Consider the following 14,941-nt stretch of genomic DNA (forward strand, 5'->3'; position numbering starts at 1 on the left):
CGCCTGCAACCTTTTCTTCCGGGGAGGTGATCGATGCGCATCTGCTCCATCATCACCAGCTTCACGTCGGGCGGCGCGGAAATGCTGGTCAGGGACCTTGCCGAACGCTTCGCGGCGACCGGCCATGACGCCACCGTGATCGCGCTGAGCGACGCCGCGCAGATCGGCAACGATCGCGAGACGGAAGCGGCGATGATGGCGCATATCCGTGAAGCGGGCGGACAGGCGCTGTCGCTGGGCCTTGCGAACCGCAACGCCTGGATCGGGGGCGCGCGGGCGCTGCGCGGCATGGCGCGCGCGATGAATCCCGATGTGATCCACTGCCACACCGCCCGCGCGCTTCCCATCGTCGCGCTGGCCCGGCCGCGCGTGCCGGTGGTGCTGACCCACCATAACAGCCGCCTGTCCTTCCCGCCCGCCGCCTTCCACCTCTTCAACCGGATCGCCGATGGCTATGTGGCGATCAGCGAGCAATGCGAGACGATGCTGCGCGCCCATAGCCGCAAGCCCGTGCAACTGATCTGGAACGCAGCCAATCCGCGTTTCCGGGCATCGGAGCCCCGTCAGCCGGTGGCGCATGATCCCATGATACTGGCTGTCGGCACCGTGTCGGAGCAGAAGGATTATCCAACGCTGATACGCGCCGCGCGGCTGCTGGCCGCTGCGCTTGCGCCACAGGGCCGCCGCCCCCGCATCTGCATCGCCGGTGGCGGGCCGATGCTGGGCGAGCTTCAGGCGCTGGTCGAGGCGAGCGGCGCGGGCAGCCATGTGGAATTGCTGGGCGCGCGCGGCGATGTCGACATGCTGATGCGGCGGGCGGACCTGTTCGTGAACAGTTCGCTGTGGGAGGGATTTCCCATCTCCCTCATCGAAGCGGCCAGCAGCGGCTTGCCGATGGTGGCGACGCGCGTCGCCGGGAACCGGGAAATGGTGGTGCCGGGAATGAACGGCGAACTGGTGCCGCCGGGCGATGCGCAAGCGCTGGCATCGGCCATGGCGGCCATCCTGTCCGATGACGCCAGCCACGCCCGCCTGTCCGCCGGAGCGCTGGAAAGCGCGGGGCGCTTTTCCATCGAGCGCTGCGCCACCGCGCATCTGGCGCTCTATGGCCGCTTGCGCGGAAACCGCTCCGGCCACCGCGCATATGGAAGATTGAGCATCGATAGGGAGTGCGCATGAGGGCCATACTGATTGGCGCGGTCGAAAGTACGCGAATCGCCTTGCGCTGCCTTGCCGCCGCGCCGCGATGGGATCTTGCCGCCGTCTTCACCCTGCCCCTCGACCTTGCCAGCCGCCATTCCGACTTCATCGACCTGGCGGCGGAGACGGAAAAAGCGGGTTCCCGCATCGTGCGGGTGAAGAATATCAATTCGGAGGCCGCGCTGGCGGTGATCCACGACATCGCGCCCGATTATATCTTCGTCATCGGCTGGTCGCAGATTTGCGGCGAGCAGTTCATGGCGAGCGCGAAGCGCGGCGTGGTGGGCTATCACCCCGCCCCGCTGCCGCGCCTGCGGGGGCGGGCCGTGATCCCGTGGACGATCCTGCTGGACGAGCCGATTTCGGCGTCCTCCCTGTTCCTGATCGATGCGGGCGTGGACAGCGGACCGCTGCTCGCCCAGCGCTATTTCCACCTTGCGCCGGACGAGACGGCGGCGACCCTCTATGCCAAGCATATGGCGAAGCTGGAGGAGATGCTGCCCGGCGTGCTGGACGATATCGCCAGCGGCGCGCCCGCCCTGTCCGTTCAGGATGAGCGTTGCGCGACCTATGCCGCGCGCAGGCGGCCCGAAGATGCGCTGATCGACTGGGCGCAACCGGCGTCGCTCATCTGGCGCTGCGTCAGGGCCTGCGGCGATCCCTATCCCGGAGCCTGGACGAGCCTGGGCGGCGATCGCATCACCATAGAAGCGGCGGTGCCCGTACCGCTTGGGCATCATGCCGCCGCCATGTCCGGGCAGGTGGTCGAGCGCACGGGCGAGAGCTTCACCGTCAAATGCGGCGACGGACAGGGCCTGCGCGTCACGCAATGGCGCACGGCGCGGGAGGCTCCTTTGCCCAATCACGCCATTCTTGGCCGGGACGCGGCAGCGGCATGAGCATGATCGACACGATCCAGCGGGCCATGGTGATCGCGCCGCATCCCGACGATGAAGTGCTGGGCTGCGGCGGCACCATCGCGCGGCTGGCGGCGCTGGGGCGGCATGTCGACGTGGTGATCGCGACGCGCGGCCATGCGCCCCGCTTCGACACGGCGCAGGTGGAGCAGGTGCAGGCGGAAGCGCGCCGCGCCCATGCGCTGCTGGGCGTCGCGCGCACGCATTTCCTGGATTTTCCCGCCGCCGAACTGGACCGGGTGCCCCGCGCGGAGCTGAACGCCGGGATAGCCGCGCTGGTGGCGCAATGCCGCCCGGACACGCTGTTCCTGCCCTTTATGGGCGACCTACATTTCGACCATCATCTGGTGTTCGACGCCGCCATGGTCGCCGCGCGGCCGCTGGGCGCGCATTATCCAGCGCGCATTCTGGCCTATGAAACGGTGTCGGAAACCAACTGGGCCGCGCCCTATCTCGCGCCGTCCTTCCAACCCAACATATTCGTGGACATCAGCAGCCATATCGCCCGCAAGATCGAAGCGTTCGGCTGTTTCGCGTCGCAGGTGCGGCCTTTCCCGAACGAGCGATCGGTCGAAACCCTGCGCGCGCTGGCCCAGGTGCGGGGAAGCTGCGTCAGCCGGGAAGCCGCCGAAGCCTTCATCCTGATCAGAGAGGTCGCCTGACATGGACCTGCCCGTCACCAGCCAGAGAGAAGGCGCCGCGCATGTGAGCACGGACCACGCCACGCCGCAGCCGGGCCGGTCGCTGCGCATGCTGTTGAGTTCGGCGGGCCGCCGCGTCGGATTGCTGCGCAGCTTCCGCGAAGCCGCGGCGGTGCTGGGCATAGGCCTCAGGCTCTACGCGTCGGACCTCATGCCGGAATGTAGCGCGGCCTGCGTCGAAGCGGACATGGGCCTCGCCGCTCCGCCTGCGGACAGCGAGGATTTCATCCCCGCCATGCTGGACATCTGCAAGCGCGAGCGGATCGGCCTGATCGTCCCCACGATCGACACCGAACTGATCGCCTATAGCGAGGCGCGGGACCGGTTCAGCGCGATCGGCTGCCAGGTCGCGGTGAGCGATCCTGCGCTGGTCCACATGGCGCGCGACAAGCTGGCGACGGCGCGATTCCTGTCGGACGCTGGCATCCCCTCCCCCGCGACCGTCGCGCTGGAGGATGTTCTGGACGGCCGGAGTGACCTTTCCCTGCCGCTGCTCGCCAAGCCGCGTCACGGCAGTTCCAGCCGCGGCATCATGATGGTGGAGGAACGCGGCCAACTGGAGGCGCTGAGCCGGGCCGAGCCCTATATATTGCAGCAATTCCTGTATGGGCGGGAATTCACCGTCAGCCTCTATTTCGACGGTGCGGGGAGGATGCGATGCGCCGTCCCGCACGAGCGGCTGCGCGTGCGGTCGGGCGAGGTGGAAAAGGGCGTCACCCTGCGCAATCCGCTGTTGCAGGACATGGCGTGGCGGCTGGGACAGGCGCTGCAAGGCGCGCGCGGGGCGATGTGCTTCCAGGCGCGCATGGACGAGGACGGCGGCGCTTCGATATTCGAAATCAACGCCCGGTTCGGCGGCGGCTATCCACTGGCCCACAGGGCAGGCGCGCGCTTCAGCCAGTGGCTGCTGGAGGAGCGGCTGGGGCTGCCCTGCACCGCCGGGGACGATTGGCGCGAGGACGTGCTGATGCTGCGTTTCGACGATGCTGTCTTCATCTGACAGGCCCGGCGCATATCGGGGGCGGTTCGACCGCGTCATCATATTCGATCTGGACGACACGCTCTATCTGGAGCGCGACTATGTCCTGAGCGGCCTGCAAGCCGTGGGCCTGTGGGCGCGCGCCATATTGGGGCTCGACGGCCTCGGCAGGGTGATGCGCGAGCGGTTCGAGGCGGGGCATCGCACCCGCATCTTCGACGACAGCCTGCGGGACATGGGGCTGGAGCCGCATCCGCACCTCATCGCGCGCATGCTCACCGCCTACCGGCAGCATCGGCCCAGCATCCGGCTTGCGCCCGATGCGGAACAATTCCTTGCCCGCCGCGATCCCGCGACCGGGTTCGCCGTGATCACCGATGGTTTCCTGGACGCGCAAAGGCGGAAGATAAGGGCCCTGGCCCTGTACCAGCGCGGCGTTCATCTGGGCGTCTGCACCGACCGCTGGGGCAGGGAATGCTGGAAGCCCAACCCACGCGCCTTCCAGCATATCGAACATATTTTCGGCCGTTCAGGCGGGGCGCTGACCTATGTCGCGGACAATCCGTCCAAGGATTTCACCGCGCCGCGCGCCATGGGCTGGGACACGGTGCAGATCGCCCGGCCCAACCGCATCCATGATCGCATCCATCCCGACCGCGTCGATGCTGACAGGATCATCGAAACCCTGGAGGAGTTTTAAGGCGAGAGCTGACTTTGGCGAAGCTTAACCATGCTCCCCATTGATCAGGGCAAAGCCTAGCTGCCGTTCGGGCCGCCGCCAGTGTTGCTGCCGCCGCCACCCATGCCGCCCATGCCGCCAGCGCCCACCGCGCCGATATTGCCGAAAATCTCGTCCAGCAGGCTGCGATGGCGGCCCAGCGTCGGCGTCTTGTCGCCAGAGGGCGAGATTCTGGCGACCTGTTCCAGGCCCATGCGGTCGACCGCCGTCACATTGCCCGCCGCGTCGAAGCGGACGCGAAGGACGGTCTGCGCCACGGGCTTGGGATTGGAAAAGGCGAGCGCACGCATGTCACGCGACACATAATACCAGTCCTGATCGCCGAACTGGGCGGCGAAGGTCGGGCGGCCCAGCGTGCCTTCCACCGACGCGCGGTTGTCGATGCCCGGCTGGATGGAATCGACCAGCAGCTTGTCGACCTGATACCCCTGATGGGTGCGGATGCGGGTGCAGCCCGACATCCCCAGCGCAAGCGCCACAAGGCCCCCCGCGAGCAAGAGCCGCCCGCTGCGGGACTGTCGGCTGAACTGGCGCATGCACTTCTCCTGCCGGGACGGGCCCCGGAAATCCTTAAAGCTGACGCCGCCATTGCATCGGGCGGCCCGCCGATCAATATGGAATTGAGCGGACCCCGGCAAGAGGGGCCTCGTTCGGTTCAGCCAGGAAACGTCCACGTCATGCCCAACCTCTTCCGGCGCCTGTTCGCAAGCCGCGATCCCAAGGATGCGATGCAGCCGCTATACAACGCCATCGTTCAGGAAGGCCGCGAGCCGCACTGGTATCTGCAAGGCGAGGTTCCCGACACGATCGACGGCCGGTTCGACATGATCGTCGCCATCCTCGCCCAGGTGCTGATGCGGCTCGAAAGCCTGAACGCGGCGCAGGAAAGCGTGTGGCTGACCGAATTGTTCGTCGACGACATGGACGGGCAGTTGCGGCAGGAAGGCATTGGCGACGTCGTGGTGGGCAAGCATATCGGGCGGATGGTGAGCGCGCTGGGCGGGCGGCTTTCCGCCTATCGCGAAGCCCTGTCAGGGGAAGCGGAATTGAGCGAGGCGCTGGCGCGCAACCTTTATCGTGGCGCGCCTCCATCGGCCGATGCGCTTGCGCATGTCGAATCGCGGCTGCGCGCGCGCTGGGTCCGGCTTGGCGCGATGACGCGCGACGCGCTCATGGCGGGAGAGCTGGGATGACCGCGCCCGCACCGGAATTTTCCCGCCCCGTCCGCGCCGATCAGCTTGCCCGCCATGCGCAGGGCGTGACCATCAGCGCCGAACCCGCCGAACGCGAGGCGCTGGCGCGGCGCTTCAACCTTCTGAGCCTGGACCGGCTGGAGGCGGAATATGGGCTGACCGAGGAAGCGGGCGGCATTTTGGCGCGCGGCCATGTGCGCGCGGAACTGACGCAGCCCTGCGTCGCGACCGGCCTGCCCGTGCCCGAAAGCATCGACACCGACTTCCTGCTGCGCTTCGTCGCCGAAAGCGGGACCGGAGAAGAAGGCGAGGAGCTGGAGATCGATTCGGACGATTGCGACGTCATCGGCTTTGACGGGCAGGTCATCGACATGGGCGAGGCGGTCGCCGAAACCATGGCGCTGGCGATGACGCCCTATCCCCGATCGCCGGACGCCGACGCCTATCTGCGAGACGCGGGGGTGCTGACGGAGGAGCAGGCAAGCCCCTTCGCCGCGCTGCTGTCGCTCCAGAACAAGAAGAAATGATCGGCGCGTCCGCTTACCCCCTTCCACATTTTCCCTGCGACGCGGTTGTGCCATAGTCGCGCGCCATGGAACCTCCGGCGGCTGGCACGCGCAAGATCATCCATATCGACATGGATGCCTTCTACGCATCGGTCGAGCAGCGCGACGACCCTTCCCTGCGCGGCAAGCCCATCGCAGTGGGCGGCGGCGGGCCGCGCGGGGTGGTGGCCACGGCCAGCTATGAAGCGCGTGTGTTCGGGGTGAAATCCGCCATGCCCGGCGCGCGGGCGCGGCGGCTGTGCCCGGACCTGCTGTTCGTGAAGCCCCGGTTCGACGTGTACCGCGCCGTTTCAACGCAGGTGCGGGGCATTTTCGCCCGCTTCACCGACATCATCCAGCCCCTCTCCCTGGACGAAGCCTATCTGGACGTGACCAGCAACAAGCCCGGCATCGCGTCCGCCACGGTGATCGCGCAGGAAATCCGCCGCATGATCCGGGAGGAAACCGGCCTCACCGCGTCGGCGGGCGTGTCCTACAACAAGCTGATCGCCAAGCTGGCGTCGGATCAGAACAAGCCAGACGGGCTGTGCGTCGTCCGGCCGGGGGACGGGATGGCGTTCATGGCCAAGATGCCGGTCCGCCGCATCCACGGCGTAGGCCCGGTGACCGCGCGGCGGATGCAGGCGCTGGGCATAGAAACCGGGGCGGACCTGCGCGCCCGTGACCTGCCCTTCCTGCAACAGCATTTCGGCAGCGCCGCCGATTTCTACTATCGCGCCGCGCGGGGCGAGGATCACCGGCTGGTCCATGAACGGCAGGAGCGCAAGTCCGTCAGTGTGGAGGACACGTTTTTCGACGATCTGGTCACGGAGGATGCGCTGGTCGCCGAGGTTGACCGCATCGCCGCCAATCTGTGGGGCAGGATTGAAAAAAGCAGCGCCTATGGCCGCACCGTGGTCCTGAAAATCAAGTTCGCCGACTTCCGCATCATCACCCGCTCGAAAAGCTTCGCCGCGCCGGTGCGTTCACCCGGCCTGCTGGCGCAAACGGGCCGCGCCCTGCTCCAGGCGCAACTGCCGCTGCGCATGGGTGCGCGGCTGCTGGGTCTGGGCGTCCACAATCTCGATCATCAGGAAGGCAGTGAAGAAGGCCCGCAACTCAGCCTTCTCCTCTAGCGGCTCAGAAGGGCAGCCAGTTCCGCTTTTCGGTGAACTTCATATAACCCGCATTGACGCCAAGCCGGTAGCCGACGCCAAGCCGGATCGGGATGAGCACGACGCTGCCCCAGCGCAGATAGCTGGCGGTGAAGCCTCCCACCAGATAGGCCGTGCCCTCCGCCGCCGGGAAGCGATGGTAAAGGTCCTGCGTGTCGTAGAGATTATAGACGAGCACGAAGGTATTGGCCGCGTTGCCGCCCACGTCGAAACCGATCGACGGGCCGGTCCAATATACCTGACGCGCGCCTTCCACCTTGTGGTTGAGCGTGCCCGATCCGTAGCGCAGGCCGACGACGAACGCGCCGGACGCCTCCCGCCCGGCGATATAGGCATTGGGGCGGCCCTGATCCTTCAGGATCTTCTCGATAATGCCTGCCAGACGCTCCGCTCCCTTGCCGAACACGCCTTCGGCCGCGCCGATCAGATCGTCTTCCTGATAGGATTCGCTCGCCGCCGGAGCAGCGGGCGGGGAATTGGCGGTGACGGGCGCGCCGGTCGCCGTGCTGCCCGACGTGACCGGCGGCGGCGCGGCGGGATCGGTCGTCGTCTGCGCGGGCGGAACGCTGGTATCGACGCCGGGATCGGTGGGCGTGCTGTTCTGCGGCGGCACCGGGGCGAGATCGGCATCGATCGCCGTATTGGGATCGACGGTGCGCACCTGCGCCTGCGCCGCGACAGGCGCCAGCGCGACCCCGCCAATCGCCAGAGCCACCGCGCCCATGCGCGTGATGCGCGCCGCCGCCCGCTTCATCGTCCCGATCATCCCCGCCATGCCCCCATCTGCCCGCTCGTCAATCATCCGGCAGATTATCCGGGTTCAAGCTGAAACGACAATGAACGAACGGTGACCGGAGTCGATTCCGCGCCGGAACGAATCGTCTAAAGGCCGACACGCCAATTTTCGTGCCAGAGGACCGTTGCCATGCACGAAAGCCGCCGCTATAGCCCAATTCGCCTAGCCGCTGTCCCGCCTCAAGCGGGCGTTCAGGCCATGTTTGGAGACGTGGGTGAGTGGCTGAAACCAACGGTTTGCTAAACCGTCGTACTGGTAAATCCGGTACCGAGGGTTCGAATCCCTCCGTCTCCGCCAGCTAGTCTCAAGATACCGCTACGTTACGAGATTTCGCCGAAATACGGCGCGAACCCGCGTGCATTCACTTTGCTTCGGTAGCGGGGAGAGTCCGGTCAGGACGAACAATGGCAGACTCTGCGCGACATTCTCTGCTGCCCCAGGCAGCAGTACGGAATGCCGGCACTCCCTTACAGCAGGCGTCACCGGGGGCTTGGTGCGGGTCTGGCGGCACGCGCGCTCCCACGAGCCGCCCCAGCCGATGATCCCTATGGTCAGGCACCTGGCCAAGCCGTCGGCGGTCATTTCATCATCATTTTTTTGAAGCGCCGGGATCACGCAAAACTGCGGCACAGATCAGCATAAACTTCGGCAATTCCTCGATTTTTTACATCTTTGCGGAAATCAGAGCCGGCTTTCATAACAGGCGAAAACAGGCTGCAGGATGCGGGCTTCTCCAAAATAAATTACGCAGAAACAGACAGATTTTTCCCTGTTTGGCGCGTTAATAATTTCGTCGAGTATCCCTGGGCGAGAATGGCGGAATTCAGCCGTTTTCGCCAGTTAACGCGAGGCTCGCGCGTCGTTTGGCCGTCACGGAAAAGGGGCGCTCATACTCCAACGCCAGCTGCACCATCCGAATGAAGTCCATACACCATATCCGCCGCTGGCAGTTACCCGACGCGAGTTCCAGCAGTCGCGCCTCAAACGTCGTAACCGTTTCAGATTTGCCATTTTCGTTTCTGATTCGCACAGGCGCGTTTGCCCGCTCCAGGACCCAGCTCCGGAATGCATCGCTTGAAAGGTCCGACGAGGGGTCAATCCCCGCCATGGTAATCAAACCTCGACTGCTCCGCACGCAGCCTTGCCTCCTCCCGCTCGCGCAGCTGCTCCGCCCTCCGCTCCGCCTCGCAGACCCGTTCCTCCTCCCGTTTCGCGCAATCAATCGCAATCCTGATGACCGAGCGGCATGCCAGAGGATTGGCCGATTTACCGGTCGCGAGGCTCGTGCAGTTGAACTCCAGCAGCGTCATGCGTTCACCTCCACCGCCCGAACTGACCTGCCTGTTCATGACACCAAGGATCACCTGATCGAGCTCGGCCAGCGTACGGAAACCGATCGGCTTCTTCTTCGGCCGACCCCTGCGGTTGCCTGACGTTCCCTTCGCGAACTGCCCCCTGTTCCCCGAAGCACTCACTGGCCCACGTTCCCTTCAAGCGCGGCATCGGCAACCCTGTCCATCGCCTCGGCGCGCCGCTTCTGAACTTCGGCGTATGTTTCACCGGTAGCCTCGAGGATCGCTGCCTTGCGGGTGACCATCTGCCAGCGCCGAATCGTGACCTCGCAATAGCCCGGCTCATATTCGATCAGCCGTCCACGACGCTTCGTCTTCTCGGCAGCGATCAGCGTGGATCCCGAGCCTCCGAAAGGATCGAGCACAATCTCACCCATGCGGGAGGTGTCCTTGATCGCATCCATGATCATCGGGACCGGCTTCACGGTCGGATGCAGCGCCAGCTCTGCGCTGGCGCCGGTTTTCGTTGCGCCACGATAGTTCCACACGTTCGTGCGGTATCGGCCGTTCTTCCCGAGCTCGACCGTATTGAGATGCGGCGCAGTGCCAACCTTCCAGACGAACACCAGCTCATGCTGCGAGCGGTAGAAGCTGCCCATTCCTGCATTGTCCTTTGACCAGATGCAGAGATTCTTGAGCTCGGAATAGACGGCTTCCCCTGCCTTCTTCATCTCGTCGATGTGCCGCCAGTCCATGCACTGGTAGTGAATTGCGCCGTCCATGCTGACGTCCGCTGCGTTACGGAATGCGGTTTCCAGAAAGCCGGTGAACTCGGCCTTGCTCATCTCGCCCGTTGCCATCGCGAATTCCGCATGCCGCGTTTTGCCAAGGCCGCCCACATGTCCCTGGATCTTCACGTTGAACGGTGGATCGGAGAAGACCAGCCGGGCACGCTCCTCCCCCATCAGCCGGGCGAAGGAAGCAGGATCACGGGTGTCGCCGCACAGCAGCCGGTGCTTACCCAGCACCCACAGGTCACCACGTTCCACCCCGCACGTCTCGCGCCGATCCACCTCCGGCACCTTCTCCAGCGCTGCCTCTTCCGGCGTCGCCAGCGTCAGCATGTCGATCTCCGTGGTCGAAAAGCCGGTGATCTCCAGATCGAACGCCAGCTCGATGTCGTGAAGCTCCTGCAGCTCGATTCGCAGGATATCGGTGTCCCATCCACTGTTCTGCGCGATCTTGTTATCGGCCAGCGCATAGGCCCGCAGTTCCGATTCGGTGAGATCATGAATCGGGATGACCGGCACATCTTCCATGCCCAGCATCTTTGCCGCTGCATATCGGCCATGCCCCGCCACGATGACGCCATCTCCATCCAGCAGAATGGGATTGGTGAAGCCGAACTGCCGGATCGAGGAGGCGATCTGGCCGATCTGCTTTTCACTGTGACGGCGCGCGTTGCGCGGCGCTTCCTTCAGCGCCTCGAGCGGGCGCAGTTCTACCTTGAGGGAACGGATGAGCCCGCTCCCCCGGACATTCTCGTTATCCATGTCTTACTCCTGATCAGTTCAGGCCGGGCACTCAGCCGGCTGTTGGTGGTGGAGGCGCCAGTCCGCCAATCAGAGCTTCGAGGAGAGCGGCCTGCTCCGGCATCTTCTCGCGGGCCGCCTGGGTGATGGCTTCAAGCGCCGCCTGTCTGCTCAGCACCGCCAGCCCATCATCCAGCGCACGACAGTACAGGGGCTCGCCTGCGGCGAGCCCATAGCGTTCCATGACATCGGCAGGCAGTTCGATCGCCCCGGCTTCATTGACGCGGCCGACGATGATATCGCCGCCGCCGCTGAGGATGGCTGCTTTCGCTTCTCTGGGAGGCGTGGTTTTCTCGATCACCCCAGCCCGTAGCAGCACATTGTAGACATGCTGGTAGCGGATATCGAGATAGCGGCTGATATCGCCGGTGCTCACGCCCGCTTCATTGAGCGCCCGCACCTTTGCCGCCTTGCTGGTCATGCCGGCCGTCAGCCGATCCATTTCATCACGTGTCAAGGGAACCTCCATCTCGATGGGAAGGTTCCTACATCATGATCGGGTACTACACAATATGTATACCTAAAATTCTACACTCCACTCTCACCCTCGAGCAAAAGCGTGTATCACTCAATATGACATTCTGCCAGAGCCGCCGCGAGGGATGCATCGAGAGGCACCGGCCTGAGGCCGTCCTTCGTGATCTGACCCACCCTGTACATGCCTGAGCCCGGGAGACCGGTGTCAGCGGCGGCTGCCTTCGCCCTGAACAGGAGGCCATGGCCGCTTCGCAGTTCCGCAAGCATGGCGCGGGCCGAATCACCCATCGCAAAGCTGCTTGTGGCGGTTGCGCTCAGGATCATGCGGTTGGAAACCGCCACGGCATCGGCCATTGCCTTCGCTGCGACCGGATCCTGCGGCGTGAGGCCCGTCGGCATCGCGGCCATGTCTGCGGTCATCGGCCCATCTTCCGGCCGCACTTCGCGAAAGGGCTGTTCGTCCACCCGCCAGAGAATCGTGCCGGTCGGCAGCCGGAAGCGTCCGCCGCTGCTCACTCCGACCAGAAGGCCATGCTGGGGGTGGTTTTCGATGACAGGATAGAGAAAGCCGGTACGCGTGTAGCGGGTCTTCCCGACATAATCGAGCGCCGACACCACGCAGCGCGACACGCCCGTTACCGGGTCAGTGGTTCTCTATCAGGGTCGACTGGCGCGACAGCTCGCCTTTTGATGCGGCATTTCGGATGGCAGATGCACTCAGCGGTCACGCTCCTCTGTTCAGGAACGCTGCCTCTGGCGCTGGCCTCGTGCGTCGCTCCTATGTCCTCTCGGGGCGACGGCTCGGAAGCCGGATGTTGGAAACCTGCACACAGTCAGGCGCATACGCCTTTACCGTTGCCGGCTGGACATGCGCGCATGCCACCCGGCCCCGGAAAATCCGTGACCGAGCACTGTGTGTGAGGTTTCCACGCCCCACTCCCCGGCTTTCACGGGAAGCAGGGCCACATTGCTCGACTGGCGCGCGCAGGCAAGTGGAATATGCAGACGGGTCGCGCAGGTTACGCCGAATGTTTTATGCGGCGATCTACCTCTCGTCGCTTAGAGGCCCGCCCTGAATGTGTTGATCGCCTTCAGCCTCTCGCCGAGGCTAACCGCCACAAAATCCACTGAGGATCGGGGCACTGATGGAGAGACAACTTTGGCGACAGTCGGCTTCGGGGCGACTCTTCCGGACAAGCTGCCGCTCGGGACGCATTTGACGGGCGCACTCAAGAGCTAACGTTGGGGCATTGCGACTGTCGGCTTTCAACAGGCCATTGGCGTCTGCCTGCATCTCATTACGTAACACGCATCCGCACTGCAAAATTGCACCGCCAACCATTCCGAAGCGTGGATCTCTGGTATATCGATGCGGCAGGCGGACCTCGGAATGCCGCAAATGGCGGCGGCTATCTTGTTAGGGGCGTATTCCCAATGTACGCTCGCTAAGTCGTCGATAACTGAGTAGGCAGCAGAATCATGCATGACCTATGGAGCGAGAGAGACTTGACGAGCGTTGCCGCTACACACCGGATCGACGAACTCCGCTCGTTCGTCGTCGAAGCTCTGCCGGTCACGAAGACGCAATATCCCGCGCTCCCCGAGGCCGATCGCGTCATCGCGTTCTGTGTTAAGCATTCGGCGCTTCACTTTTCGAAGACCTCGGGTCAGCTCGCTGCGCTCGCCGAGAAGATGGATCACGGCGCGCACCCGGACTTGGGAGAGGCGACGAAGATCGTCGCGAATTCGCTCGTGAACGCCCTCAAACTGGCCGAGGAGCTGTCGATCTCGACCGAGAGCATCCTGACCTTCCTTAGCCAGAAATATCCCTAGGCGCTGCGCTAGATCGGGATGACGAAGGTGGTCTTTGCCGCGCTCTCGTCATCAGGGGCATGTCCGAGGATTTTCTGCGTCGTTTGGAAAGAGACCTGCCAGAGCCGCCTCAGGTTCTTGTCGCTGAGCCCCACCATGTCGAGATCGGCGAGATGAATGATGCCTTCGATAGGCGGTTTAAAATGCCACCCGTAATCCGGTCTTGGCTTCACTCGGATTGTAAGTTCGCAATGCGGTGCTTGGCGCGTCAACGGCAGGAAATCGAACGGGCCGAAGCCCGTCACCCACGACACGTTCTCATCGACATGCGCGCGCAGCCTGATGAACTTCAGGGTCTCGCGGTCGAACCCCTCGTCATGGAAGAGACCCGTCTCCAGGCAGGCGCCCGCTAGCGCCAGCACATCGTTCGCGCTCTGCACGGACGGGAAGATCAGCGACAGCGCCTGCGTATCGGGGCTGTCGATGGCATTGCGCAGCTGGAGGCCGATCGCATCGGGGCTGACCGGGATGACGAGCGATCGCCACCCATATTTAACCGGGTCCTTCGCCGCGAAAGCCGCGAAGGCGCATCCAGCTCGATTGCCTCTGAAGAAGCCTCGCTGCTCTTCCTTGACCAACTCATCCATTGCGGGCATCCCTCGCCAATAGTTGCGCCGACTAGCGCAAAAGATCGAGTACACCAAGGATTATGGCATGACATCGACCTTTGGATCCAGGGTTATGGAATTCTATGAATCACTCGAGCGTTTTCGCTGGGCGACCCCCGAAGTCGCATTGTTATCTCCGATTGCCGATGATCAACGCCGCGAAGCCATGGCGGCGTTCTGCAGCGCATATTATGATGACGACCAGAGCCGTGTCTTCTGGCTCGGCATCAACCCGAGCCGGGTTCGCCCGACCTCGACCGGAGTGCCCTATACAGACGGCTTTGCCTTGCTCGAGAAGTGCAGCATCGTGAACGACTTTAGCAAGAGCCGGGAATTGACTGCCGACTTCTTCTACCAGTTCATCGACGCCTATGGGGGAGCTGAGCCCTTTTATGCCCGGCACTATGCTGGCGCGGCCTATCCGCTTTCGATCTTGAAAAAAGACAAATATTGCAATTACTACGACAAGGATCTTCCCGAAGAGGTCATGGCGTCAATCCCCGGTCAGATCCGGCGGCAGGCCGAGATCGGGCATCGCGGCGTGCTGGTCATCATCGGATCCGGCGAGAACAGCAAGGTGCTGAACGCTCTGAACGACGAGCTCGGCATCTTCTCGCATGTGCTGGTAGTTGAACACCCGCGCTATATCCTCCAATACAAATCGGCGGTCCTGCAGGATTTTCTCGCGAAGTTCGTCGATACCGCGCGCACCGCGGAACGGCTCGCCGGACTGAATTGAACGGGCCCCAACGGCCGCCCGGGCGGGCGCTGAATTTGGGTAAGCGCCGCCGGGCGCTTGGCTGCATCCATTCTCCCGTTTATGGTCTGCTTAATGGGCCGTCTGCTGACGCTCAG

17 protein-coding genes and 1 tRNA gene are annotated in these 14,941 nt (G+C 64.0%); 11 read left to right on the forward strand and 7 right to left on the reverse strand.

The window, feature by feature from the left end; genetic code table 11:
• The first annotated feature begins 33 nt into the window (after positions 1-33).
• Genes L288_RS34270 through L288_RS34290 form a run of 5 tightly spaced genes read left to right on the forward strand, consistent with a single transcriptional unit; the run spans position 34 to position 4,497 of the window.
• On the forward strand, positions 34-1,179 hold the full coding sequence (locus L288_RS34270) for a glycosyltransferase (RefSeq protein ID WP_021238738.1): 1,146 nt from the start codon (positions 34-36) through the stop codon (positions 1,177-1,179).
• Positions 1,176-2,099: a methionyl-tRNA formyltransferase gene (locus L288_RS34275; RefSeq protein ID WP_021238739.1), complete on the forward strand. Its 924-nt coding sequence runs from the start codon at positions 1,176-1,178 to the stop codon at positions 2,097-2,099. Before L288_RS34270 ends, L288_RS34275 begins: the two co-directional genes overlap by 4 nt.
• Before the next feature lie 2 nt (positions 2,100-2,101).
• Positions 2,102-2,779, forward strand: coding sequence for a PIG-L deacetylase family protein (locus L288_RS34280; protein WP_021238740.1), 678 nt, complete (start codon positions 2,102-2,104; stop codon positions 2,777-2,779).
• A 1-nt stretch (position 2,780) separates the two neighbouring features.
• Complete coding sequence (locus L288_RS34285) at positions 2,781-3,818, forward strand: ATP-grasp domain-containing protein (protein ID WP_021238741.1); 1,038 nt, start codon at positions 2,781-2,783, stop codon at positions 3,816-3,818.
• Positions 3,802-4,497, forward strand: coding sequence for an HAD family hydrolase (locus tag L288_RS34290; RefSeq protein ID WP_021238742.1), 696 nt, complete (start codon positions 3,802-3,804; stop codon positions 4,495-4,497). Before L288_RS34285 ends, L288_RS34290 begins: the two co-directional genes overlap by 17 nt.
• Before the next feature lie 56 nt (positions 4,498-4,553).
• Here L288_RS34290 and L288_RS34295 read toward each other — a convergent pair whose 3' ends face one another.
• Entirely contained in the window at positions 4,554-5,072 is a 519-nt protein-coding gene (locus L288_RS34295) for an outer membrane protein assembly factor BamE (protein WP_021238743.1), read from the reverse strand.
• A gap of 141 nt (positions 5,073-5,213) precedes the next feature.
• On the opposite strand from L288_RS34295, the gene L288_RS34300 reads away from it, so the two are divergent.
• The 3 genes from L288_RS34300 to dinB all read left to right on the forward strand — a co-directional run bounded on the left by L288_RS34300 (position 5,214) and on the right by dinB (position 7,410).
• Complete coding sequence (locus L288_RS34300) at positions 5,214-5,729, forward strand: ubiquinol-cytochrome C chaperone family protein (RefSeq protein WP_021238744.1); 516 nt, start codon at positions 5,214-5,216, stop codon at positions 5,727-5,729.
• Positions 5,726-6,256 carry a YceD family protein gene (locus L288_RS34305; protein WP_021238745.1) on the forward strand — a complete coding sequence of 177 codons (531 nt, stop codon included), beginning with the start codon at positions 5,726-5,728 and terminating at the stop codon, positions 6,254-6,256. The genes L288_RS34300 and L288_RS34305 overlap by 4 nt, the downstream gene beginning before the upstream one ends.
• Positions 6,257-6,321: 65 nt before the next feature.
• Positions 6,322-7,410 carry a DNA polymerase IV gene (gene dinB, locus L288_RS34310; RefSeq protein WP_021238746.1) on the forward strand — a complete coding sequence of 363 codons (1,089 nt, stop codon included), beginning with the start codon at positions 6,322-6,324 and terminating at the stop codon, positions 7,408-7,410.
• Positions 7,411-7,414: 4 nt separating this feature from the next.
• On the opposite strand, the gene L288_RS34315 is transcribed toward dinB, so the two are convergent.
• On the reverse strand, positions 7,415-8,215 hold the full coding sequence (locus L288_RS34315) for a DUF1134 domain-containing protein (RefSeq protein WP_031304501.1): 801 nt from the start codon (positions 8,213-8,215) through the stop codon (positions 7,415-7,417).
• A gap of 234 nt (positions 8,216-8,449) precedes the next feature.
• Here L288_RS34315 and L288_RS34320 point away from each other — a divergent pair.
• Positions 8,450-8,542: transfer RNA gene (locus L288_RS34320), tRNA-Ser, on the forward strand.
• A 797-nt stretch (positions 8,543-9,339) separates the two neighbouring features.
• Here L288_RS34320 and L288_RS44115 read toward each other — a convergent pair.
• From L288_RS44115 to L288_RS34345, 4 genes are all read right to left on the reverse strand, one after another.
• The gene (locus L288_RS44115; RefSeq protein WP_021238749.1) at positions 9,340-9,720 is read right to left on the reverse strand and encodes a DUF5681 domain-containing protein; all 381 of its coding nucleotides are present in this window, start codon (positions 9,718-9,720) and stop codon (positions 9,340-9,342) included.
• A complete protein-coding gene (locus L288_RS34335; RefSeq protein ID WP_021238750.1) occupies positions 9,717-11,090 on the reverse strand; it encodes a site-specific DNA-methyltransferase in 1,374 nt (457 codons plus the stop codon). Before L288_RS34335 ends, L288_RS44115 begins: the two co-directional genes overlap by 4 nt.
• Before the next feature lie 31 nt (positions 11,091-11,121).
• Positions 11,122-11,586, reverse strand: a complete 465-nt coding sequence (locus L288_RS34340; protein ID WP_152522082.1) for a hypothetical protein — start codon at positions 11,584-11,586, stop codon at positions 11,122-11,124.
• A 107-nt stretch (positions 11,587-11,693) separates the two neighbouring features.
• The gene (locus tag L288_RS34345; RefSeq protein WP_021238752.1) at positions 11,694-12,236 is read right to left on the reverse strand and encodes a hypothetical protein; all 543 of its coding nucleotides are present in this window, start codon (positions 12,234-12,236) and stop codon (positions 11,694-11,696) included.
• A gap of 876 nt (positions 12,237-13,112) precedes the next feature.
• Here L288_RS34345 and L288_RS34350 point away from each other — a divergent pair.
• A complete protein-coding gene (locus tag L288_RS34350; protein WP_152522083.1) occupies positions 13,113-13,439 on the forward strand; it encodes a hypothetical protein in 327 nt (108 codons plus the stop codon).
• 8 nt (positions 13,440-13,447) lie between these two features.
• Here the strand turns inward: L288_RS34350 and L288_RS34355 are convergent, their stop codons facing one another.
• Positions 13,448-14,065, reverse strand: coding sequence for a hypothetical protein (locus L288_RS34355; protein ID WP_021238754.1), 618 nt, complete (start codon positions 14,063-14,065; stop codon positions 13,448-13,450).
• A gap of 67 nt (positions 14,066-14,132) precedes the next feature.
• Here L288_RS34355 and L288_RS34360 point away from each other — a divergent pair, with 67 nt between their 5' ends.
• The gene (locus tag L288_RS34360; RefSeq protein WP_084465824.1) at positions 14,133-14,825 is read left to right on the forward strand and encodes a uracil-DNA glycosylase family protein; all 693 of its coding nucleotides are present in this window, start codon (positions 14,133-14,135) and stop codon (positions 14,823-14,825) included.
• The last annotated feature ends 116 nt before the right edge of the window (positions 14,826-14,941 follow it).

Source organism: Sphingobium quisquiliarum P25 (assembly GCF_000445065.1).
GTDB lineage: Bacteria > Pseudomonadota > Alphaproteobacteria > Sphingomonadales > Sphingomonadaceae > Sphingobium > Sphingobium quisquiliarum.